Source organism: Nocardioides sp. NPDC051685, assembly GCF_044453405.1.
Taxonomy (GTDB): Bacteria; Actinomycetota; Actinomycetes; order Propionibacteriales; family Nocardioidaceae; genus Nocardioides.
The window spans coordinates 159,503-179,456 of record NZ_JBITCR010000006.1 but is presented as its reverse complement, the minus strand read 5'-3'; the positions used below and the strand labels follow the sequence as shown (position 1 = coordinate 179,456).

Genomic DNA, 19,954 nt, shown 5'->3' with positions numbered 1-19,954 from the left:
CATCACACGTCATGTCGATGCTTGCCGGGATTTGGCCTGGATATGGCCGATGTAGGCCGAAGCGCAACAGAAGAGATGGACAAGTGATCTGATCTCTGTAGATCAGCGCGCTTCCCGAACAGACGCCTCCGCGGCGGCCAGCCGCTGCTCGTCGAGACCGTAGAAACGGCGCGCACTGCCGGCGTAGATCTCATCGCGCTCGCCGCTCGACAGGCCGGCCAACGCGTCCTCGAGCCCGGCGAACACCCGCTCGTAGCCACCGGCGGTGACGGAGATCGGCCAGTCTCCGCCGTACATCAGCCGGCTCGGGCCGAACACCTCGACCGCCCGGTCGACGAAGGGCTGGATGCCGGCCACGGTCCAGCTGTCGGGGGCCGCACCCGGGTACAGCCCGGAGACCTTGCCGAACACCTTCGGGTTCTCTGCCGCCCGCTCGATGAGGCTCCACCACGGCTCTCGCTCGGCATCGCCGATCGGTGGTTTGGAGAGGTGGTCGATCACGATCCGCAGGTCCGGGTGGCGTTCGGAGAGCGTCGCCACGTGCTCGAGGTGGCGCGGCAGCACCGAGACGTGGTCGTAGGTGAGCCCGAGCCGCTCCAGCAGCCCGAGCCCCTCGGCGACGTCCGGACGGAGGATCCAGTCCGGGTCTGGGATGTTGTGGATGAGGTTGCGTACGCCGACGACGCGATCGTCCCCGCGCAGCCAGTCGAGCCGCTCGGCGGCCAGGTCCGGCCGGTCCAGCGGCACGTAGACGACGATCCCCACCACCTCCGGATGCTGGTCGGCGACCTCGAGCATCAGGTCGGTGTCGCCGTCGTGGTCGTCGGACTGGACCAGCACGGTCGCGTCCACCCCCTGCGCCCGCAGCTGCGGCCGGACCTCGTCGAAGGTGAACGTGCGGTTGTACTCGGGTACGTCGGGACCGAGCCACGGGTAGGGCGAGCGGGTGAGGTCCCAGACGTGCTGGTGGCTGTCGATGATCATCTGCGGCGTCACCGGTTCGCCCAGTAGCTGCCGTCCGGATAGGCGTACGTCGCCACCGACTCGGGGTGCATCTCCGCGCTGTAGCCCGGCTTGGCGGGCAGCCGATAGGCGCCGTTCTCGACGATGCACGGGTCAGTGAAGTGCTCGTGGAGATGGTCCACGAACTCGGTGACCCGGTCCTCGAGCGTGCCCGAGACCGCGACGTAGTCGAAGACGGACAGGTGCTGGACGAGCTCGCACAGGCCCACGCCGCCGGCATGGGGGCAGACCGGGACGTCGAACTTCCTGGCCATCAGGTAGACGGAGAGGATCTCGTTGACGCTGGCCAACCGCGCCGAGTCGAGCTGGCAGAAGTCGATGGCCTCTGCCTGGAACATCTGCTTGAAGAGCACTCGGTTCATGCCGTGCTCACCGGTCGCCACACCGATCGGGGCCACCGCCTTGCGGACGGCAGCGTGGCCGAGGATGTCGTCGGGGCTGGTCGGCTCCTCGATCCACCACGGCTCGAAGCGGGCCAGCGCGTTGACCCACTCGATCGCCTGCGGCACGTCCCAGACCTGGTTGGCGTCGATCATCAGCTTGGCGTCCCAGCCGATCACCTCCCGCGCGATCTCGCAGCGCCGGATGTCGTCCTCGAGGTTCGCGCCGACCTTCAGCTTGATGTGTCGATAGCCGGAGTCGACGGCCTCGGCGGCCAGCCTGCGCAGCTTGTCGTCCGAGTAGCCCAGCCAGCCGGCCGACGTGGTGTAGCAGGGGTAGCCGGTCGCCTCGAGCTGCCGGATCCGCTCCTCACGGTGGGGGACGCTCTCGCGGAGGATGTCCAGCGCCTCCTCCCGGGTGAGGGCGTCGCTGAGGTAGGTCAGGTCGGCGACGTCGACGAGCTCCTCGGGGCTCATCTCGGCCAGCAGCCGCCACAGCGGCTTGCCGGCCGCCCGGGCGGCCAGGTCCCAGACCGCGTTCATCACGGCGGCGAGGGCCAGGTGCTCGACCCCCTTGTCCGGGCCCAGCCAGCGCAGCTGGGAGTCCGAGGCGAGATCCCGGTAGACCCCGCCCAGGTCGCCCACCACGTCGCTCACCTCGCGCCCGACCAGCGGCTCACCGCGGCGCTGCGCCGCCAGGGTGCAGATGTCGTTGCCACGCCCGATGGTGAAGGTGAAGCCGAAGCCGGACAGCTCCGGGTCGTCGGTGCTCACCACGACGTACGTGGCCGAGTAGTCACCGTCCTTGTTCATGGCGTCGGACCCGTCCATCGACACAGAGGTCGGGAAGCGGACATCGGTGACATCGACGGCGGTGATACGGGTCACGAGGGATCCTCCTGTGGGGATGGGTGGCGCTTGTTCACGAGGTAGAGGTGGGTCAGGACCAGCACCGTCTCGCCACGCTGGTTGGTCACCGTGACGAGCTCGTGGACGTACCCGAGCTCGGCCGGCTTCTTCCTGTGCTCCGACATCTCGGTGATCTCGGCAGTGACCGTGATGGTGTCGCCGATGAAGACCGGGCCGATGAACCGGATCCGGTCATAGCCGTAGGACATGGACTGTGGGTTGATGTCGGTGGCGGTCATCCCGACCGCCACCGCGAGGATCAGCGTCCCGTGGGCGATCCGCTGCCCGGCCGGCTGGGTGGCCATCCACTCCGCGTCCATGTGGTGCGGGAAAAAGTCGCCCGTCTGACCGGCGTGCAGGACGATGTCGGCCTCGGTGATGGTGCGCCCCAGGGTGGTCCGGGTCTCCCCGACCGCGTAGTCCTCGAACCAGCGTTCCTCGACCCTCATCTTAATGCTCCTTCCTCGATGGTCGTCGCGTCGGCTCCCGGAACGAGCAGGCGCTCGGCGAGCTCGCCGGCCCGGCGGACCAGCTCGGCATCGCTCAGCCGCCCGGCCATCGCCTCGGTCACCCATGGCGAGACGGTGTCCTGGAACTCCAGGTAGCCGGCGGTACGCGGCCGCACCCAGGCGCCCTCGAGGGTCGCGCGGGTGCCCCGGAAGAAGTCCCACGAGTCCTCGTTGAGCCGGTCGTCGTCCCACGACGAGGCGTAGCCGGGCTGGCCACCGGCGTCGTAGTAGATGCCCGACTGAACCTCCGGGGAGGCCACCCACAGCGCGTACGCGCGGGCTGCGTCCAGGTCTCGCGACCGGGCCGAGACGGCCACGCCGGCACCGCCGAGCTGCGAACCGGCCACCCCTCGGGGGCCGGAGGGCATGTCGACGTACCTGAGGCGATGTGGCCGGAACCCCGCCCGGGAGTAGTTGCTGTAGCCGTAGAGCAACGGCGCGTAGGCCCACGGCTCGGTGGCGTCGGTGGACAGTGCCTCGGCGACTTCGATCGGGTTCGCATCCAGGCACCACGACGGCACCTGCTCGCAGAGCCGATGCATGAGGTCGAGCACGCTCAGCGCGTCCTCCTCGGGCAGGAAGGTCCCGGGCTCGGCGTTGACCGGCGTCCCTCGGTTGGCTGCCAGGGTGCACAGCGTCGAGTAGGCGTCGATGGGCTTGCCCGGCCAGAGCACGGCGCCCTCCGCGGCCAGCTCGAGCACCTCCTCCCACGTCCGGGGCGGAGTCGGCAGGCGGTCCGGGCGGTGGGCGGCGACCTGCGCCGCGGCGTCGGTGGCCAGGCCGTACTGGCGCCCGCCGTGACGGTAGGACGCGTGGCTGTTGCCAACGGCATCGGCGGCCAGGGCGGCCAGGGCGGCCAGGGCGTCGTCGTACCCGGCGCCGTCCAGAGGCGCGAGCACGCCTTCGGCGACGGCCTGCGGCACGTGGGGGTGGTCGATGACGAGCAGGTCGTAGCGCTCCGCCAGGTCAGCCAGCGGCGCGTCGGCGAAGGCCTGCAGGGAGCGGAACTCCCAGCGCACCTCGACACCGGTCCGGCGCGCGTACTCCTGGGAAGCCGCGACCTGGCAGTCATAGCCACGCGGGTGCTCCCAGGTCATGCCGTGCAGGACGGTCATCGGTCCCCCTCGAGGTCGTGCTCGCCCAGGCGTGGAGCCGGGCGCGGATTGGTCAACCGCTCGCCGTCGATGCGGATCGGGCTGCGGGTGGTGGTCAGGGTGAGGCCGTCACGGCGGATCTGCTGGGTCATCGCGATGGCTTCGAAGCCCTTGTGCTCCACCAGCTCGGAGAGGGTGAGCACGGGGGCGCACCACACGTCCTCGGCGTCCAGGACCGCCAGCCAGGCGTCCCGGGTGTCGCTCCGGAGCCGCTCGCTGATCGCCTCCTCGATGTCCGCCTGCCGGTCCCACCAGGTCTGCGGGTCGGTCATCGCCTCCAGATCGGGGAGCCCGAGCAGCCGTCCGATCGTGGGCACCGGGTTCATCGCGATCGCGAGATAGCCGTCGCTCGTCGGGTAGATGCCGTAGGGAGCCGAGAGGAAGGCGTGGGCCGATCGGGGTCCCTTGCGGCGTACCTCGACCGACGGATCGTTGAGCCGGGTGGTCAGCAGCTCGAACTCCAGGTCCAGCAGGGACTCCATCAGGCTCGTCTCCGTCAGCCCGCCCTTCCCGGTCCGGAACCGCCGGACCAGCAGAGCGGTGATGCCCTGGGCCAGGTGACAGCTGGCGAGGTGGTCGGCCACCGCCAGCCCGACGGGGACCGGTGGGTCATCGGCCGACCCGTTGAGCCAGGGCAGCCCGGCGATCGCCTGGGCGAGCAGGTCCTGTCCCGGGCGGTCCTGGAACGGGCCGACGCCGCCGTACCCGGTGACGCTGCCGTAGACGATGCTCGGGTTGAGCGCACGGACGGATTCGTAGTCGAGACCGATCCGCTCCATCACCCCGGGGCGGAAGTTCTGGACGATCACGTCGGCCCCCGCGACCAGTGCGCGTACGCGCTCGAGGTCGGCGGGATCCTTCAGATCGGCTGCCACGCTCTCCTTGTTCCGGTTCATGGCGTGGAAGGAGAGGCTGCCGCCGTTCACCGTCCGTCCGGCGAAGGCCAGGCTGCGGCCCGCGTCTCCCCCGGCGGGTCGCTCGATCTTGATGACCCGGGCGCCGAGGTCGGCGAGCCTCAGCGCCGCCACGGGACCGGCCAGGAACTGGCTGAAGTCCAGGACGGTGACGCCCTCCAAGGGCAGCTCGGAGGGTTGAGCGTCGCTCATCGACGTTCCTTTCGGCTGGTTACCGGTCATATGGCGGCCGCTCTCCCCCGCGGGCCGCATCCGTGTACGCCGCCTCGACGACCGCCATGGTGCGGAAGACGTCCTCGACCCCGGTGGGCAGGGACGGGATCGACCCCTCGAGAAAGCGTTGGACGACGGCCATCGAGCCGATGAACGCGTCGGGGAACCAGGACCCCTCGAACGGCACCGGCCGCCAGCCGTCGCCGAGCCGGTCGTCGGTGACGAGCTCGAGCGAGTCCTGCCCGCCGCGGGGGTAGTCCAGCAGCAGGCCGAGCTGTGCCCGGATGGCGCCGCGGGTGCCCTCCCACTTGACGAAGGACTCTTCGTGCCGGGGTCCGTAGTGGTGGTCGTGGTTGGTGGAGACGACGACCCTGATGGGTCGGTCCCCGTAGCTCAGCGCGATGTCGGAGCGGCTGTTGGCGTGGGGCTTCTCGGGGTGACGCACGGTGACCGCGTGGACCCCGGTCGGGTCCCCCAGGAAGGAACGCACCAGATCCAGGTAGTGGACACTGTGCATGTTGATCTCGAGCCGGTCCAGATCGAGCACGTACGGGAACATCTCCCACGGGGTCCGCACCGAGACCCGGACCTCCAGGTCGTAGAGCTCCCCGATCGTGCCGGCAGCGATGAGCTCGCGGGCAGCGACGACGTACGGTGCGAACCGGAGCTGCGTGTTGACCGCAGCCACCAGCCCCTTGCGCCGGCACACCTCACGGGTGCGGATCCCCTCGGCCAGGTGGTTCCCCAAGGGCTTCTGCAGCAGGACCGCAGCGCCGTCGGGCAGCTGCTCGAGGACCTCGACGTGCGCCTCGGGCGGAAGGGCGACGTCGTAGACCGCGTCGGCCGGAGCCGACCGGACCGCGTCCGCGACGTCCGCGCACACGGTGCGGATGCCGTAACGCTCGGCGAGGTCCCGCGCTCGCTCGGGGACGAGGTCGGTGATGCTGGCGACCTCGAACCCCGCCTTTGCGTACGCCGGCAGGTGGGCGTCACGGACGATCCCGCCGGCGCCCACGACCACGATCGGCCGCGGGGACTTCGGCATCTCGGCCGAGTAGCCGGGATGCGGGTCGAGCTCCGGTGGCGGATGCGGGGCCATCAGCCCTTCACCGCCCCCATCGTCTCGCCCCGCATCAGGAACTTCTGCGCGCCGAGGAAGACGATCAGCAGCGGCAGCATCGAGATGAAGGTCGCCAGCGCCAGCTGCGGCATGTAGAGCTTCACGTCCAGCCCGGCGGCGACGGTCGGGTTGAACAGCGGGCTCGCGCCGATCAGCTGCTGCAGCCCGACGGGGAGGGTCTGGTTGTTCTGGTTGGAGGAGAGCAGCGCCAGCGGCAGGAAGAAGTTGATCCAGTTGGCGACGAAGGCGAAGAAGCCGACCAGGACGGCGGCCTGGCGCGAGATCGGGAGCCCCACCCGCCAGAAGATCGACACCTCGCCGAGACCGTCGATCCGGGCGGCCTCGACGAGCTCCTGGGGCATGGTGGTCATGAAGTGGATGTAGGCCAGGTAGACCCCGAACGGGAAGAAGCCCATGATCAGCCCCACCGGCCACAGCTGGCCCACCGCACCGATGGCGTTCACCTCGAGGAAGATGGGGATGACCAGCACGGTGTTCGGCATAACCATCGTGACCAGCGTGATCAGCAGGATGGGACGGCGGGCACGGAACCGGAGCCGGGCCATCGCGTAGCCGGCCGGCAGTGCGGCGAAGACCGCCAGCAGCGCACCCCCGCCCGCGACGGCCAGCGTGTTCAGCAGCCACCGGGTGTACAGCCCGCCGCCGGGTCCGAACCCGTTGACCTGGGACCAGCTGTACTGCGCGTTGTCCCACGACATGTCGCCGAACCCGAAGGGCCCGCCGGCGCCGGAGGCGACCCCCTCGTTGGACCGGAACGCCATCGCGATGAAGCCGGTGATCGGCAGGACGAACAGGCACGCCACGAACAGCATCGTGACGACGCGCGCGGTCTTGCCGATGCTCCAGTCGAACATGGCCCGCCGAGGCCGGGCCTTCGGACGTACGTCTGCGGTGATCTGACTCATCGCTGCTCCTCCTCACCGAACAGGCCGGTCCGGAAGACGACCAGCAGGCCGATCCCCAGCGTGATCACGAGCAGGATCAGCGACATCGCGGCGGCCGCGGGGAAGTTGTAGTTGCTGAAGGCGAACGCGTAGCCCAGCTGGGTGGGCGTCCACTGGTCCTCGAGGGCGTTGCTGGCGACCTGGTCGAGCAGCTGCGGCTCGAGGAACAGCTGGAACCCGTAGGCGAGGTTCATCAGCACCGCGTACCCGATCCACGGCCGGATGATCGGCAGCTTCACGTGCCAGGCCAGCTGCCACTCGTTGGCACCGTCCAGCCGCGCCGCCTCGAGCGTCTCCTCCGAGATCCCGTTGAGGCCGCCGTTGACCACGATGACCCACTGACCGACGCCCTGGAAGAACATCATCGCGGCCAGGATGAACGGCAGGTTCCCGGGTCCAGCGACCGCCTGCTTGATGGTGTCGATGCCCAGCGCCTGCCAGAACCCCTCGATCGGGGACTGGCTCGGGTTGAGCAGATAGACCCAGAGCACGAGGTTGGCGACGCCTGCCAGGGCGCCGGGGATGTAGTAGACGAACCGCATCGACGACCCGAACCATCCGGGGCTGGCGTGGACCAGCAGAGCCAGCCCGACGATGCCGATCGTCATGATCGGAAGCCAGACCACCAGGGTCGCGAAGATGTTGACGAACGTGTCGACGAACCGGTAGTCGGTGACGACGGTCCTGAAGCTGTCCACGCCCCCGAAGCCGCCGGTGGGGTCCAGCGGCGTCGGCGCCTTCTCCAGAGATGTCTTGATCGCGTACGCGACCGGGATGATGCCCGCGATCATCAGCAGGACGAGGTAGGGCGCCATCAGCACCCAGGCGCCACGCGTCTCGCTGGGCCGCGCGACTCGTCGCCGGGGACGGCGCCTCGGGCCCGCCTCGGGCGGTGAGGTGGCGACGTCCTCCATCAAGGCGGTCGACATGTTGCTCCTCCGATGTGTCCGGGCCACCGTGAGGCCCCGATGTGACTGGGATGGCACCCTTCGGCCCGGGCGTTCCGGGCCGAAGGAGCTCGTGAGTGGCCGGGCTACTCGACCGTGTAGCCCATCGCCTTCGCCTGGCTGACCAGCTCGTCCCCGAAGGACTTCCAGGCCTGGTCGACGTCGCCTCCTGAGGCGAGGGCGGCGGCCACCGTCTCGGTCCACACCGCTCCGGTGTTGTAGAGCATGTAGGCGTGGCCGTCGACGACGTAGTCGTTGGCCTTCTTCATCGCCTCGAACGTGGTCTCGTTGTCCGCGAAGTAGTTGGCCTTGGCCTGCTTCTCCGCCCACGCGTCCTGCACGGGACCGTACGCCGGCAGGCCGGTGGAGAGCTCGACCTGCCACCTCGGGTCGGTGGCGACGAACTCGGCGAAGGTCAGCGTGTTCTCGAGCTGCTTGCCCGTGATGTGGTTCGAGACGCCCCAGAGGCCCCCGCCCTCGTTGCCGGTGGAGGGCTCGCTCTCACCGTCCCACGCGAGGGGTTCCACGGCGGTCATCTGACCGGCCGGGATCTTCCAGGTCTGGTTGAAGAGGTAGTCGCCCCACCACGCAGCGCCCGGGCTCATGACCAGGTCCTTGCCGGCCTTGGCCGCGTCCGGGTCGAAGATGCCGACGGTCGAGAGTGCCTTGCCCTCCAGCATCGTGCCGATCAGGTCCACCGCTCGCGTGCACTTGGCGTCGGAGGTGTCGATGTGGACGACGGTCTCGGACTGTCGGTCGTTGGTGGGACAGCCCGAGCCCCACAGATAGCGGTCCGGGGCGTACGCGTCGCCGGTGAAGCCGCTGATCTTGCCCGGGTGCTCCTTGGCGATCTGGACGGCCAGGTCGCCGTACTCCTCCCAGGTCGTCGGCACCTCGTAGCCGTTGGCGTCGAAGAAGGCCTTGTTGTACCAGAACACGTCCGGAGCCGCGTCGTTGCGCAGGCAGCGCACCTGGCCGTCGATCTCGCAGGAGGCGTTGATGGAACCCTCGTAGCCGTCGAGCACATCGGGCAGGTGGTCGCTGAGGTCCAGCGTGTAGTCGATCTGCGCGCCGGAGGCCCATGCGATGTCGTCGTTGGACGGGAAGAAGATGGCGTCCGGCCAGCCCTGCCCGGCCTCGTTGAACTGGGCGAACTGCTGCTGGAGAGACTTGCCGCCGACGGTCCCGTCGATCTGGTTGATCTTGATGTCGATGTCCGGGTACGCCTTCTTGAAGGCGTTCGCGGCGGGCACTCGCGGCGGGTCGACCCAGACAGTGATCGCGCCACCGGAGTCCGTCTTCTCGCCCGCGGCATCATCTCCTCCGCCGGAGCCGCAGGCACCCAGGACCGAGGCGGCCAGCAGGGTCGCGGCGGCCACCAGGGGCGCCCGGCGACGTGAACCGAGTGGGTTTCGCTTCATGGACATGGCTCCTTCGACGATGTGTCCCGAGCGGATGCAATGTGACGCAGGCCACTGCTCAAACGTTAGAGCAGATCACCGGGAGTGGTCAATCGTTTGAGTAGATCTTCCTCAGGGCAGCCGGGCGAGAGGCCCAGGCGGGGCCGATTCGGGGCGCGCGAGACCCACCGCCCAGCCGCGGGGTGCTCGTCCGTCAGTTCTCAGACGGCCGGCGCGGTGGCGCCGTGGACTCCCGCACGATGAGCTCCGGGGCGGGGTCGGTGATCATCTCGTCGGCCATCTCACCGGTCTCGATGCGGCGGACGACGCTGCGTACGGCGGCGCGGCCCATGTCGTAGAACTGCATCTTGACCGCGGTCAGCGGTGGCCAGGTGTTCTCAGCTGTCCAGGAGTCGTGCACGGTCGCCACGGACAGGTCCTCGGGGACACGGATCCCGTCGGCTCGGGCGGCCGCGAGGAGACCGATGGCGGCGTTGACGTTGGCGACCACGATTCCCGTCGGCCTCGGCTCCCGCTCCATCAGTCGCCGCAGGGCGGTGCGGCCGTTGTCGGCGGTGTAGCCGATCCGCGTCTCGTAGTCCTGACGTACCGGCAGCCCGGCCTCGACGAGGGCCTCCTTGTAGCCCACCCTCCGCCGCTTCGCCGTGAACGAGCGGGGAAGGCCGTTGGCGAAGGCGATCCTCTCGTGGCCGAGGTCGATCAGGTGCTGGGTGGCGATCCGGGCACCGGTGCGGTCGTCGAGAGCGACCGAACCGACGTGTCCCGGGTAGGTGGAGTTGATCAGCACGATCGGAGCGCCCGAGGCCAGCAGGTCCCCCATCCCGGCCGGCGCGACGCCGTCGCCCACCTGGATGACCATGCCGTCCACGCGCCCCTCGCCGATGAGCCGGGCGATCATCTCGCCTTCGGGACGTACGTCGTCGGCGCGGCCGAGCAGCAGGGTGTAGCCCCGCGCAGCCGACTCGTCCTCGGCGCCGTGCATGAGCTCGGTGAACAGGGCGTTGGTCAGGTCGGGGACGACCAGTCCTACGACCTGGGTCCGCGCCGACTTCAGGGCCCGCCCGGCGAAGTTGGGTCGGTAATGCAGGTCCTTGGCCGCCTGCACGATCCGCTCGCGGGTGGCCTCGCTCACCCGGGCCGAGGGCGCGTCGCTGAGCACCCTCGAGACGGCCGAGATCGAGACACCGGCGCGGGCTGCGACATCGCCAAGGGTGGCCATGGGCCGCAGCCTAGCTCTGCCCGGCTGCGACGGTTGGGCACCCGGCGGCTCCGGCGTGGCCGGAGCCGGTTGACTGACATCGGTCATGCAGGCCAACCCTCGAGCGGGTCGGCGCCGTCACGCAGGATCCCGTGCTCTCCGAGCCGCGGCGCACCCCGCCGATGCCTGAGGATCTCGCCGTCGATGCGGATGGGGCTCCGCGTGGTCGTCAGCGTCACCGATGCGCCGCCCGGCTCCGGAGCCGACCGCTCGACCTGCTGGGTCATCTCGAGCGCGGCGAACTCCGGCGAGGCGAGCAGCTCCTCGAGGGTGAGCACCGACGTGATCCACCCGCCCGGGCCGCCCTGAGGGTGGAGGGCATCGAGCCAGGAGGCCGTCGTGTCACGCCGCAGGGCTGCGGCGATCAGCTCGCTCACCCGCCCGGGATGCTGTTCCCACCCGCCGGCGGCCGCGAGCCCGGCCAGCTCTTCCTCACCCAGCGAGGCCGCGAGCTCGCCGAGGGACACCCCGGACAGCGCGACGTACCCGTCCTTCGTCGCGAAGATCCCGGAGGGTGTCCAGGCGGACGTCGCCGGCTGAGGGGACGCACCGGGCAGATCCGCGCCCTCGGGTCGGGTCAGGAGCATGGCCTGCAGATCCAGCATGCCCTCGAGCAGGCTGGTCTCCACGCGCCCGCCCCGACCGGTCCGGGCCCTCCGTACGAGCAGCGCGGTCACGCCCTCGGCGAGGTGGCAGCTCATCAGATGGTCGGCGAGGGAGAGCCCGATCGTCATCGGCCGGTCCGCGCCGGCGAGCCACGTCGCCCCGGACACCGCCTGGGCGAGGAGGTCCTGACCCGGTCGGCTCGCCCAGGGGCCGGTGTCGCCGTAGCCCGAGGCGCTCGCATAGACGAGCGCCGGGTTGAGCTCGCGCACGCTCGGGTAGTCGAGGCCGATGCGCTCCATGACGCCGGGCCGGAAGTTCTCGATGACGACGTCGGCGCGAGCGACGAGATCCTTCACCCGAGCCAGGTCCGCCGGGTCCTTGAGATCGGCGACCACCGCCTCCTTGTTGCGGTTCATGGCGTGGAACGAGAGCGTGTCCCCCGCGGCCGAGCGTCCGGCGAACGCCAGCGTCCGACCGATCTCGCCGGCGCCGGGCCGCTCGATCTTGATCACCCGCGCGCCCAGGTCGGCCAGCCGCAGCGCTGCGACCGGACCCGCCAGGAACTGGCTGAAGTCCAGGACCACGGTGCCGGCGAGAGGCAGGTCCTCCGGTTGCATCGCCACTCCCCCTCGCGCGATCAATCGTTTGCGCAATGGTACGGCCCGGGTGATGCGGAGAGCAAGCAGCGCCGAGACGTCACGTACGTCGGCCGAGCTGGCACGGCGCTGCCGACTCGGCCGACGCGGCTGACGCCTCGGCTGGTGTCAGGGGTGCAGGACGCCGTCGATGCGTCGCGGCGCGCCGGTGTGTCCGTCGCGTAGCTCCTCGGGCAGCAGCTCCTCCGGGGCGTCCTGCCACACCAGCGGACGCAGGAACCGGCGCATGGCGGTGACGCCGACCGAGGTGTGCAGCGTGTTGGTGGACGGCCATGGTCCGCCGTGATGCTGCGCCCACGAGACGCGTACGCCGGTGGGGAAGCCGTTGAAGACCAGGCGGCCGGCGAGCGGGGTGACCACCTCGACGAGCCGCCGGGTCAGCTCGGACTCGCCGGGCTCGGAGTGGAGGGAAGCGGTCAGCGATCCGGGCACCTGACTCAGGGCGGCGACGAGGTCGGTCTCGTCGGCGTACCTCACCACGACGGCGGCGGGGCCGAAGCACTCCTCCATGACCTGCGAGAGCCCTGCGGTGCCGGCCACCAGGAGTCCGGCCGCGGCCCACGCCGGCTCGCTCTGCTCCGCCGCGGTCACGGCGGCGGTGACGCCGGGCTCCGCCGCGAGGCGGCCGAGGATCTCGCGATAGGAGCTGGCGATGCCGCCGTTGAGCAGGGGCTGCGCGGCCGATTCGGCCAGAATCGCAGCCAGCTTCTCGACCAGCTCGTCCCCTGCCTCCCCGGACGGCACGAACACGAGTCCCGGCTTGGTGCACAGCTGCCCGGCCGACCCGGTGATCGATGCCACGAGACCCTCGGCGACGGCCGCCCCGCGCGCCGCCGCGGCACCGGAGGTGATCACGAGAGGGTTGAGGCTCCCCAGCTCGCCGTAGAACGGGATCGGCTCGGGGCGCGCGTCGACCAGGTCGAGCAGCGCCCGGCCACCGGCGGGCGAGCCGGTGAAGCCGACCGCCTTGATGAGCGGGTGGACGACCAGGTCGGCTCCGGCCTGGCGGCCGTGGACCAGGCCGACCGTCCCGGGCGGCAGCCCGAGCTCCTCGACCGCGGCGCGCAGCAGCTCGAAGGCGAGCTGGGAGGTCAGCACGTGCGACTCGTGGGCCTTGACCACGACCGGGCACCCGGCCGCGACCGCGGATACGGTGTCGCCGCCCGGCACCGAGAAGGCGAGCGGGAAGTTGCTGGCTCCGAAGACGGCGACCGGGCCGAGCGGCACGAGCATGCGGCGTACGTCGGGGGCCGGTCCGAGCGACGTCTGGCCGGCATGGTCGATCGCGGCCTCGAGGAAGCTGCCCTCCCGGACCGCCTCGGCGAAGAGGCGCAGCTGGAAGGTGGTGCGGCCGACCTCGCCCTCCAGCCGAGGACGAGGCAGCCCGGTCTCCGCCATCGCGGTCTCGACGAGCCGGGTGCGGCTCTCCTCGAGCCGCTCGGCCATCGCCTCGAGCAGGCGGGCGCGACCCTCGCGACCTGACGCCGCGAGCGCCCGCGCCCCGGCGTGCGCCTCCGTGACGATCCGGTCGACCTCCTCGGTCGTGGTGGCCCGCAGCCCGGTCGGGGTCGCCTCGCCGGTGGCGGGGTTGTGGGACGACAGGACGGTCACAGCAGATTCCTTCCGGCGAGGTTGCGCATCAGGTCGGCGACGCCGAAGTCCCACGGTGCGCACTCCTCGCTCGTCCTGACGAGGTTGACGAGGCTGCCGAGCTCGGGCGCAAAGATCCGGACGACGTCGCCACGATGGTGGGTGAAGCCCATGCCCGGCTCGTCCCGGTCGTCGGTGGGCGCGAACATGGTGCCGAGCAGCAGCACGGCCCCGTCGGGGTACTGATGGTGCGGACCGACCAGCTGGCCGACCAGGTCCGCGGGATCGCGGCTGATGGCGCGCATCGACGAGGTGCCCACCATCTCGAAGCCGTCCTCTCCGCGCACCTCGAGCGAGACCGTCGTCGCGCGCACGTGGTCGAGGGTGAACCCGTCGTCGAAGAGGCGTACGAACGGGCCGATGGAACAGGCAGCGTTGTTGTCCTTGGCCTTCGGCAGCAGGAGCGCCGAACGCCCCTCGACGTCGCGCAGGTTCACGTCGTTGCCAAGGGCGGCGCCGACGATCCGGCCGTCGGAGGCGACCACGAGCGCCACCTCGGGCTCGGGGTTGTTCCACCGCGACGAGGCGAGCACGCCGACCTCGGTGGCGGTGCCGACCGCGGCCAGCGGCTGGGCCTTGGTGAAGATCTCCGCGTCGGGGCCGATCCCGACCTCGAGGTACTGGCTCCACATGCCGCGCTCGCGCAGCACCTCCTTGAGCCTCAGCGCCTCCGGCGAGCCGGGGGTCAGCTGGTCGAGCCCACCGCCGATCGCCGTGGTGATCTCGGCGCGCACCTCGGCCGCAGCATCGGCCTCACCCCGGGCGCGCTCCTCGATCAGCCGCTCCAGCATCGAGACCGCGAAGGTCACCCCGGCGGCCTTGACCGCCTGCAGGTCGACCGGCGCGAGCAGCCAGGGGCGGCTGGCGTCGCGGCCCGCCGGCGGCGTGTTGGCGAGCAGATCGGCCACCGTGGCCAGCGGCTCGCCGGCCACACCGGCCAGCGCGGCCACGGGGTCGGCCTCCTCGCAGAGGTCGCGGACGGTCGCGAACGCGCCGCTCACGTCGTACGCCACGCCCGCACGCACCACGACGACGCTCGGGCCTCCTACCTCCGGGTCCCAGGCGCGCCCCACGAGCGTGGAGACGGCGGCGTCTGTGGGCAGGGTGGCGGCCAGGTCGGGCGCCCAGTCGGGGGTGACGGTCATCGGTGGTCCTCCGGTCAGGCTCGGACGAATCGGGGCGGGCGCTTCTCGGCGAACGCGGCGCGGCCCTCGGCGGCGTCGGCGGTCGCGAAGCACACGGTCTGGAGGTCGCGCTCGTAGGCGACCGCCTGCTCCAGCGGCATGTTGGCGGCGGCAGCGAGGTCGGCCTTGGCCGTCTCCACCGCGATGGGGGCTCGGCTCGCGATGGTCTCGGCGAGCCCGAGGGCGCGCGGCAGCAGCGCCTCGGGCGCCAGCACCTCGCTGACCAGACCCCAGGCGAGCGCCCGCCGCGCGTCGATCGGGTCGCCGGTCATCAGCATCACCGCGGCATTGCTGGGGCCGATCGAGCGGTCCAGCAGGGCCGAGATGCCGCCACCGCCGATCCAGCCGAGCTTCACCTCGGCGGCGGCGAGCTTCGCGGTGGTCGACGCCAGCCGGATGTCGCAGATCAGCGCGGTCTCCAGCCCGCCCCCGAGGGCGTAGCCGTTGATCGCGGCGATGACCGGCTTGCGCAGCACCTTCAGCGAGTCGCAGTAGTCCTCACGGTTGCGGAACTCCCACGGGGTGGCGTACTTGTCGAGCTCGGCGATGTCCGAGCCGACACAGAAGGCACGGTCCCCCGCACCCGTCAGCACCACCACCCGAACATCGTCGGCGTCGTTGCACCAGCGCGCCAGCGCGACGAGCGCGGCGGACATCTCCTGGGTGACGGCGTTGAGCTTGGCGGGCCGGTTGAGCGTGATCACCGCGATGTGGCCATGCTGCTCGAACAGCACCTCCGGGCAGGTCGACTCGGGAGCGGTCATCGGGCGATTCCTTTCGGTGCGTGGCCGAGCGCGGCCAGGTGGAGCTCGTCGAGGCGGGCGAGGGCGGCACCGTGACTCGTCGCGCCGGTGAGTGCCTCGCGCACGATCTCGGCGGCCTCGGACTGGAACGTGACGTACCCCGCGTGCCGGGGGCGGACCCAGGCGCGCTCGAGGGTCTCCTGGGTGCCGCGGTAGAAGCCGCCCACCGGCTCGTTCACCGCGGGCGAGGTCCACGCGGCGCGCGCGGAGGGCTGGCCGGCGTGCGCGGGAATGAACTCCTCCTGCACCGGACCCGACATGAGATGGCGTACGTGGTCGAGCAGCTCGGGCGTGACCTGGCACCGTGTGGTGAGGGCCAGGCCGGTGCCGCCGAGGGTCGAGCCCGGCCGCGAACCGGGCGCCGTCCGGGGCGCGTCGGTGAAGCGAACCGGACGCTCCAGGGTGGTGTCGGCGTAGGTGACGTAGCCGTAGACGAGCGGCACGTGCGCGAGCGTGTCGCCCGCGGTCATCTCGGTGAGCAGGCCGATCGGGTCGAGGTCCCGGGTGTGGCGCGGCGCCCGCGCGGCCAGGTCGGTCATCAGCTCGAGTGCCTGCCGCCCGGCCTCGTCGGAGACGAAGCGCTCCGCGCGTCCGGGCTCCTCCCCGAGCGCGACGCAGACCGAGGAGAACGTCAGCAGGGCGTGCGGCCCCGCGAGCGACAGCGCGACGGGTGCCCGGTGGGACAGCGCGGCGACCTCCGACCACAGCTGCGGGGCACCGTCCACCAGGTCGGCGCGGGTGGCCGCGACCTGCGTCGCCGCGTCGAGAGGCACCGCCCACAGCCGCCCGTCCATGACGTACGACTCAAGGCTGGGTCCCACGGCCGCATCTGCCCACTCCGCCATCTGTTCGTGACCGACGAGGTCCTCGAAGGGCCGCAGGCAGCCATGCACGAGGGCGTCTCCGAGGTGCGGGTGGTCGAGGACGACGAGGTCGTAGCGGGCGGCGATCTCCTCGATCGGGGTCGACTCGAAGCCGCTGAGCGGATGGACGTCCCACGTCAGATCCAGGTCGCTCGCCTCGGCGGCCGCGACCAGGGCGTCCCGGCCGCGCGGGTGGTCCCAGGTCAGGCCACGGAAGGACTGCCGACTCATGCGGCCGGCTGGCCGGGGCTGGTCTCGGCCACCACGCCGTCGGCGGTCAGCGCGGCGATCTCCTCGCCGGTGAAGCCCGCCTCCGCAAGCAGCTCGCCGGTGTGCTCCCCGACCAGCGGGGCGCCCCGCTCGATCACGGCCGGCGTACGGGAGAAGACGTACGGGAACCCCGGGGTCGTGACCCGGCCCTCGGTGGGGTGGTCGTACTCGACGAAGGTCCCGTTGTGCTTGATCTGTGGGTCCTCGACCAGGGCCGCGTAGTCCTGGACCGGGCCGCACCAGATGCCGGCGGCGCCAAGAGCGTCGAGCCACTCGGCCGTCGTACGCAGCACCAGCCTGTCCGCCGTGCGGCGATGGACCTCGTCCCGGTGGCTCCAGCCGTGCACCTCCGAGCTCATCTCGGCGAACGCGGGCTCGTCGATGACCTTGCCCAGAGTCGGCAGGTCGGGCATGGCGAGGGCGAGGAAGCCGTCCGCCGTCTTGAAGGTGCCGTAGGGCGCCCGGATGTAGACGTGCGCGTGCGGCTCCGCGCTGCGCTGCTGGGGCACCTTGCCGGCCACGAACACCGACAGCTCCTGCATCTGCAGCGTGGTGATCGCGTCGAGCATGTTGACCTTCACCAGCTGACCCTCGCCCGTACGCTCGCGGTGGAGCAGCGCGGCGAGGACCGCCTCGAACGCGGTGGATGCGGTGACCGCGTCGACCAGATACTGCCCCGCCGGCTGCGGCGGCTCGCCGTGGCGACCGGTCGAGAGCATCGCGCCGCTCCGCGCCTGCAGCAGCAGGTCCTGCCCGGGCTGGTCGACGTCGGGCCCGTCCTCGCCGTAGCCGGACATCGAGACATAGACCAGGCGCGGGTTGATCGCCGAGAGCGTGGCGTAGTCGACGCCGAGGCGCTCGGCGACGCCCGGCCGATAGTTCTGTAGGAAAACATCTGCGCTCTCGACCATCCGCAGCAGAACTTGTCTGCCCTCCTCGGCCTTGAGGTCGACGGCCAGCGAGCGCTTGTTGCGGTTGAGCGAGAGGAAGGAGACGTTGATGCGGTTGCCCTGCGCGCCGCCGGCCGCGGCGTGGCGCTGCCACTCGCCGGTGACCGGCTCGACCTTGACGACGTCGGCGCCGAGATCACCCAGCCGCTGCGCGGCGAACGGGCCGGCCATGGCGATCGAGCAGTCGAGGACGCGGTATCCCTCGAGGATGCGGGGAGTGGTGGTCATCGGTTCTTCCTTGCGTCGGTGGGGTGGCAGGGTCAGTCGGGCTGGTTGCCGAGCTCACGGATCGCGGCCCGGGACGCGCGGATCGCCTCGGCGCCGTCCAGCACGCGGATCGTCGTCGAGTAGCTGCGCGCGTCGCCGTGCTCGAGCCAGGTCATCGACCCGTCCTCGCGGGCGGCGGCATCCCCGGCGACGGCATGTGTCGACGGCTCCAGCCCGATGGCGTACTGACCGCTGCGGAGGTTCTGCCACTCGAAGAAGTGCGGCATCGTGGCGGAGTCCCACGACACCTCCACGCCGAGGGTCTCGTCGTCGCGCACCAGCGCGACCCGGTGTCGCCGGTGGCCGTCGGCGACCAGCGTGTGCTCGTGGACCTGCTCGACGAACCGCGACTGCGGCTCGGGGAGGGTGCGGTAGGAGACGCCCTGCTCGGCGACCGAGTCGGAGCGCCACGGCGTCTCGCTGATCGCCGCGACGAACTCCGTGCCCGCGTCGACGAGCGGCCAGCCGAAGTTGAGGTGGTAGAGGAACATGTGCGGCGTCGGGTCGAAGCCGAGGTTGTCGACGACGTCGTGGAGACGGATCTCGAGCCCGTCGAAGTCGACCTCGATCGTGCGGGTCAGACGCAGGTGCTCACCGAAGGAGGTGGCCTGGACGACCTCCCCGCGCACCCGCAGCACGCAGCGGTCGCCGTCCCACACCTCGCCCGCCTCGAGCAGCCGGCCAGGGATCGCGGTGAGCCGGCCGTGCAGGCCGTGGTTGACCGTCTGCTTGGGCGGATAGTTGTACGCCGTCGCGTCCACGTCACCGCCGAAGAGCGTGTGGTCGAGGCCGCCGGAGACCAGCAGCCCGTCGAGGGCGCGCAGCCAGGACAGGCCGCCCTCGTCGTGGTGCTCGTGCAGGCCGGGGTGGCGGAAGCCGTTGCCGCTGCGCCACCCGAAGGGCACGCCCCGCAACCGGGCCGCGCCGAGGTCGAGCGCCCGGTCGACCAGCACCTCCACCTCGAGCCCGGCCGAGGTGCGCAGCTGCACCGCGCGGACGCCGCGCTCGGAGCCGTTGTCGAGGACGACGTGGCGTACGCCCGCGACGGACTCGGTGTCCCCGGTGCGCTCGCGCAGCGCGCGCGGGGTGAGTCGGTGTCCGAAGACGTCCAGCTCGAATTCGCTCATTGCATGTTCCATCCGCCGTCGACGTTCAGGGTCTGCCCGGTCATGAAGGACGCGTCCGGCCCGACCAAGAAGGCGACGACCGATGCCAGCTCGTCGGGTCGGCCGCGCCGCTTGAGGGACTGGTGGTCCAGCACGTGGGCCGTATAGGCCTCGGGATCCTCGTGGATCTCCTCGGCCCTGGTCGGAAAGGCACCCGGCGCGACCGCGTTGACCCGGATGCCCAGGGGGCCGAGCTCACGGGCGAGCGCACGGGTCAGCGCTACCGCGGCGCCCTTGGTCGAGACGTAGCTGGCGAGCTTGTCCCAGCCGCCGGTGAAGGTGATGGAGCCGACGTTGACGATCGTGCCGCTCCCCCGCGGCGCCATCAGCCTGGCCGCCGCCTGGGCGGCGACGAAGTAGGCCCGCTGGTTGACCGTCACCACGTCGTCGTACTCGCCGACCGGGATGTCGAGGAACGGCGTGGCCGGGTAGATCGCGGCGTTGTTGAGCAGCACCTCGAGCGGCCCCAGCTCGCGCTCGGCCTCCTCCAGGGCGGCGACCACGGCGTCGGCTTCGCGGACGTCCACCGGCAGGGTCACCTGCTTGGCCCCCGTCGCCTCGACCTCGGCGGCCGAGGTGGTCAGTGCGTCCCCGTCGAGGTCGAGCAGGGCGAGCGAGAAGCCCTCCTGCCCGAGGCGGACGGCGCTGGCGCGGCCGAGCGAGCCGCCCGCTCCGGTCACCACGGCACAACCGCGGGGCTGCAGGGTCGGGGACGTCATCTGGCTG

At 70.9% G+C, this 19,954-nt stretch carries 18 protein-coding genes; all 18 read right to left on the bottom strand.

All coding sequences use genetic code 11. From position 1 onward, the window contains the following. Nucleotides 1-102 precede the first annotated feature (102 nt). Entirely contained in the window at nt 103-996 is an 894-nt protein-coding gene (locus ACIA03_RS18880; RefSeq protein ID WP_396985251.1) for an amidohydrolase family protein, read from the bottom strand. Next, nucleotides 993-2,291, bottom strand: coding sequence for an L-fuconate dehydratase (locus ACIA03_RS18875; protein WP_396985249.1), 1,299 nt, complete (start codon nt 2,289-2,291; stop codon nt 993-995). Before ACIA03_RS18875 ends, ACIA03_RS18880 begins: the two co-directional genes overlap by 4 nt. Further along, a complete protein-coding gene (locus tag ACIA03_RS18870) occupies nt 2,288-2,761 on the bottom strand; it encodes a MaoC family dehydratase (RefSeq protein WP_396985247.1) in 474 nt (157 codons plus the stop codon). Before ACIA03_RS18870 ends, ACIA03_RS18875 begins: the two co-directional genes overlap by 4 nt. Further along, nucleotides 2,758-3,936 carry an extracellular solute-binding protein gene (locus ACIA03_RS18865; RefSeq protein ID WP_396985245.1) on the bottom strand — a complete coding sequence of 393 codons (1,179 nt, stop codon included), beginning with the start codon at nt 3,934-3,936 and terminating at the stop codon, nt 2,758-2,760. Before ACIA03_RS18865 ends, ACIA03_RS18870 begins: the two co-directional genes overlap by 4 nt. Continuing rightward, on the bottom strand, nt 3,933-5,081 hold the full coding sequence (locus tag ACIA03_RS18860) for a CaiB/BaiF CoA transferase family protein (protein ID WP_396985243.1): 1,149 nt from the start codon (nt 5,079-5,081) through the stop codon (nt 3,933-3,935). Before ACIA03_RS18860 ends, ACIA03_RS18865 begins: the two co-directional genes overlap by 4 nt. Before the next feature lie 19 nt (nt 5,082-5,100). Continuing rightward, the gene (locus tag ACIA03_RS18855; protein ID WP_396985241.1) at nt 5,101-6,201 is read right to left on the bottom strand and encodes a Gfo/Idh/MocA family protein; all 1,101 of its coding nucleotides are present in this window, start codon (nt 6,199-6,201) and stop codon (nt 5,101-5,103) included. Continuing rightward, a complete protein-coding gene (locus tag ACIA03_RS18850; RefSeq protein WP_350717347.1) occupies nt 6,201-7,148 on the bottom strand; it encodes a carbohydrate ABC transporter permease in 948 nt (315 codons plus the stop codon). Before ACIA03_RS18850 ends, ACIA03_RS18855 begins: the two co-directional genes overlap by 1 nt. Beyond that, complete coding sequence (locus tag ACIA03_RS18845; RefSeq protein ID WP_396985239.1) at nt 7,145-8,116, bottom strand: carbohydrate ABC transporter permease; 972 nt, start codon at nt 8,114-8,116, stop codon at nt 7,145-7,147. The genes ACIA03_RS18850 and ACIA03_RS18845 overlap by 4 nt, the downstream gene beginning before the upstream one ends. Before the next feature lie 104 nt (nt 8,117-8,220). After that, a complete protein-coding gene (locus ACIA03_RS18840; RefSeq protein WP_396985237.1) occupies nt 8,221-9,555 on the bottom strand; it encodes an ABC transporter substrate-binding protein in 1,335 nt (444 codons plus the stop codon). A 193-nt stretch (nt 9,556-9,748) separates the two neighbouring features. Further along, nucleotides 9,749-10,774 (bottom strand): LacI family DNA-binding transcriptional regulator, encoded by a 1,026-nt coding sequence (locus ACIA03_RS18835; RefSeq protein WP_396985236.1) that lies wholly within the window; start codon nt 10,772-10,774, stop codon nt 9,749-9,751. Between the two features lie 83 nt (nt 10,775-10,857). Next, nucleotides 10,858-12,036: a CaiB/BaiF CoA transferase family protein gene (locus tag ACIA03_RS18830; RefSeq protein WP_396985234.1), complete on the bottom strand. Its 1,179-nt coding sequence runs from the start codon at nt 12,034-12,036 to the stop codon at nt 10,858-10,860. 147 nt (nt 12,037-12,183) lie between these two features. After that, nucleotides 12,184-13,686, bottom strand: a complete 1,503-nt coding sequence (locus tag ACIA03_RS18825; protein WP_396985232.1) for an aldehyde dehydrogenase (NADP(+)) — start codon at nt 13,684-13,686, stop codon at nt 12,184-12,186. Then, nucleotides 13,683-14,870, bottom strand: coding sequence for a fumarylacetoacetate hydrolase family protein (locus ACIA03_RS18820; RefSeq protein WP_396985230.1), 1,188 nt, complete (start codon nt 14,868-14,870; stop codon nt 13,683-13,685). Before ACIA03_RS18820 ends, ACIA03_RS18825 begins: the two co-directional genes overlap by 4 nt. Nucleotides 14,871-14,884: 14 nt before the next feature. Then, nucleotides 14,885-15,673 carry an enoyl-CoA hydratase/isomerase family protein gene (locus ACIA03_RS18815; protein WP_396985228.1) on the bottom strand — a complete coding sequence of 263 codons (789 nt, stop codon included), beginning with the start codon at nt 15,671-15,673 and terminating at the stop codon, nt 14,885-14,887. Then, nucleotides 15,670-16,806: a hypothetical protein gene (locus ACIA03_RS18810; protein ID WP_396985226.1), complete on the bottom strand. Its 1,137-nt coding sequence runs from the start codon at nt 16,804-16,806 to the stop codon at nt 15,670-15,672. The genes ACIA03_RS18815 and ACIA03_RS18810 overlap by 4 nt, the downstream gene beginning before the upstream one ends. Further along, nucleotides 16,803-18,023, bottom strand: coding sequence for a CaiB/BaiF CoA transferase family protein (locus tag ACIA03_RS18805; protein WP_396985224.1), 1,221 nt, complete (start codon nt 18,021-18,023; stop codon nt 16,803-16,805). The genes ACIA03_RS18810 and ACIA03_RS18805 overlap by 4 nt, the downstream gene beginning before the upstream one ends. A 32-nt stretch (nt 18,024-18,055) precedes the next feature. Then, nucleotides 18,056-19,189: an aldose 1-epimerase family protein gene (locus tag ACIA03_RS18800; RefSeq protein WP_396985222.1), complete on the bottom strand. Its 1,134-nt coding sequence runs from the start codon at nt 19,187-19,189 to the stop codon at nt 18,056-18,058. Beyond that, the gene (locus tag ACIA03_RS18795) at nt 19,186-19,947 is read right to left on the bottom strand and encodes an SDR family NAD(P)-dependent oxidoreductase (RefSeq protein ID WP_396985220.1); all 762 of its coding nucleotides are present in this window, start codon (nt 19,945-19,947) and stop codon (nt 19,186-19,188) included. Before ACIA03_RS18795 ends, ACIA03_RS18800 begins: the two co-directional genes overlap by 4 nt. Between the last annotated feature and the right edge of the window lie 7 nt (nt 19,948-19,954).

Bases quoted from the DNA above. Each gene is read 5' to 3' on its own strand.
- ACIA03_RS18870 (WP_396985247.1), bottom strand. From the start codon at position 2,761: ATGAGGGTCGAGGAACGCTGGTTCGAGGACTACGCGGTCGGGGAGACC.
- ACIA03_RS18865 (WP_396985245.1), bottom strand. From the start codon at position 3,936: ATGACCGTCCTGCACGGCATGACCTGGGAGCACCCGCGTGGCTATGAC.
- ACIA03_RS18860 (WP_396985243.1), bottom strand. From the start codon at position 5,081: ATGAGCGACGCTCAACCCTCCGAGCTGCCCTTGGAGGGCGTCACCGTC.
- ACIA03_RS18855 (WP_396985241.1), bottom strand. From the start codon at position 6,201: ATGGCCCCGCATCCGCCACCGGAGCTCGACCCGCATCCCGGCTACTCG.
- ACIA03_RS18850 (WP_350717347.1), bottom strand. From the start codon at position 7,148: ATGAGTCAGATCACCGCAGACGTACGTCCGAAGGCCCGGCCTCGGCGG.
- ACIA03_RS18845 (WP_396985239.1), bottom strand. From the start codon at position 8,116: ATGTCGACCGCCTTGATGGAGGACGTCGCCACCTCACCGCCCGAGGCG.
- ACIA03_RS18840 (WP_396985237.1), bottom strand. From the start codon at position 9,555: ATGAAGCGAAACCCACTCGGTTCACGTCGCCGGGCGCCCCTGGTGGCC.
- ACIA03_RS18835 (WP_396985236.1), bottom strand. From the start codon at position 10,774: ATGGCCACCCTTGGCGATGTCGCAGCCCGCGCCGGTGTCTCGATCTCG.
- ACIA03_RS18830 (WP_396985234.1), bottom strand. From the start codon at position 12,036: ATGCAACCGGAGGACCTGCCTCTCGCCGGCACCGTGGTCCTGGACTTC.
- ACIA03_RS18820 (WP_396985230.1), bottom strand. From the start codon at position 14,870: ATGACCGTCACCCCCGACTGGGCGCCCGACCTGGCCGCCACCCTGCCC.
- ACIA03_RS18815 (WP_396985228.1), bottom strand. From the start codon at position 15,673: ATGACCGCTCCCGAGTCGACCTGCCCGGAGGTGCTGTTCGAGCAGCAT.
- ACIA03_RS18810 (WP_396985226.1), bottom strand. From the start codon at position 16,806: ATGAGTCGGCAGTCCTTCCGTGGCCTGACCTGGGACCACCCGCGCGGC.
- ACIA03_RS18805 (WP_396985224.1), bottom strand. From the start codon at position 18,023: ATGACCACCACTCCCCGCATCCTCGAGGGATACCGCGTCCTCGACTGC.
- ACIA03_RS18800 (WP_396985222.1), bottom strand. From the start codon at position 19,189: ATGAGCGAATTCGAGCTGGACGTCTTCGGACACCGACTCACCCCGCGC.
- ACIA03_RS18795 (WP_396985220.1), bottom strand. From the start codon at position 19,947: ATGACGTCCCCGACCCTGCAGCCCCGCGGTTGTGCCGTGGTGACCGGA.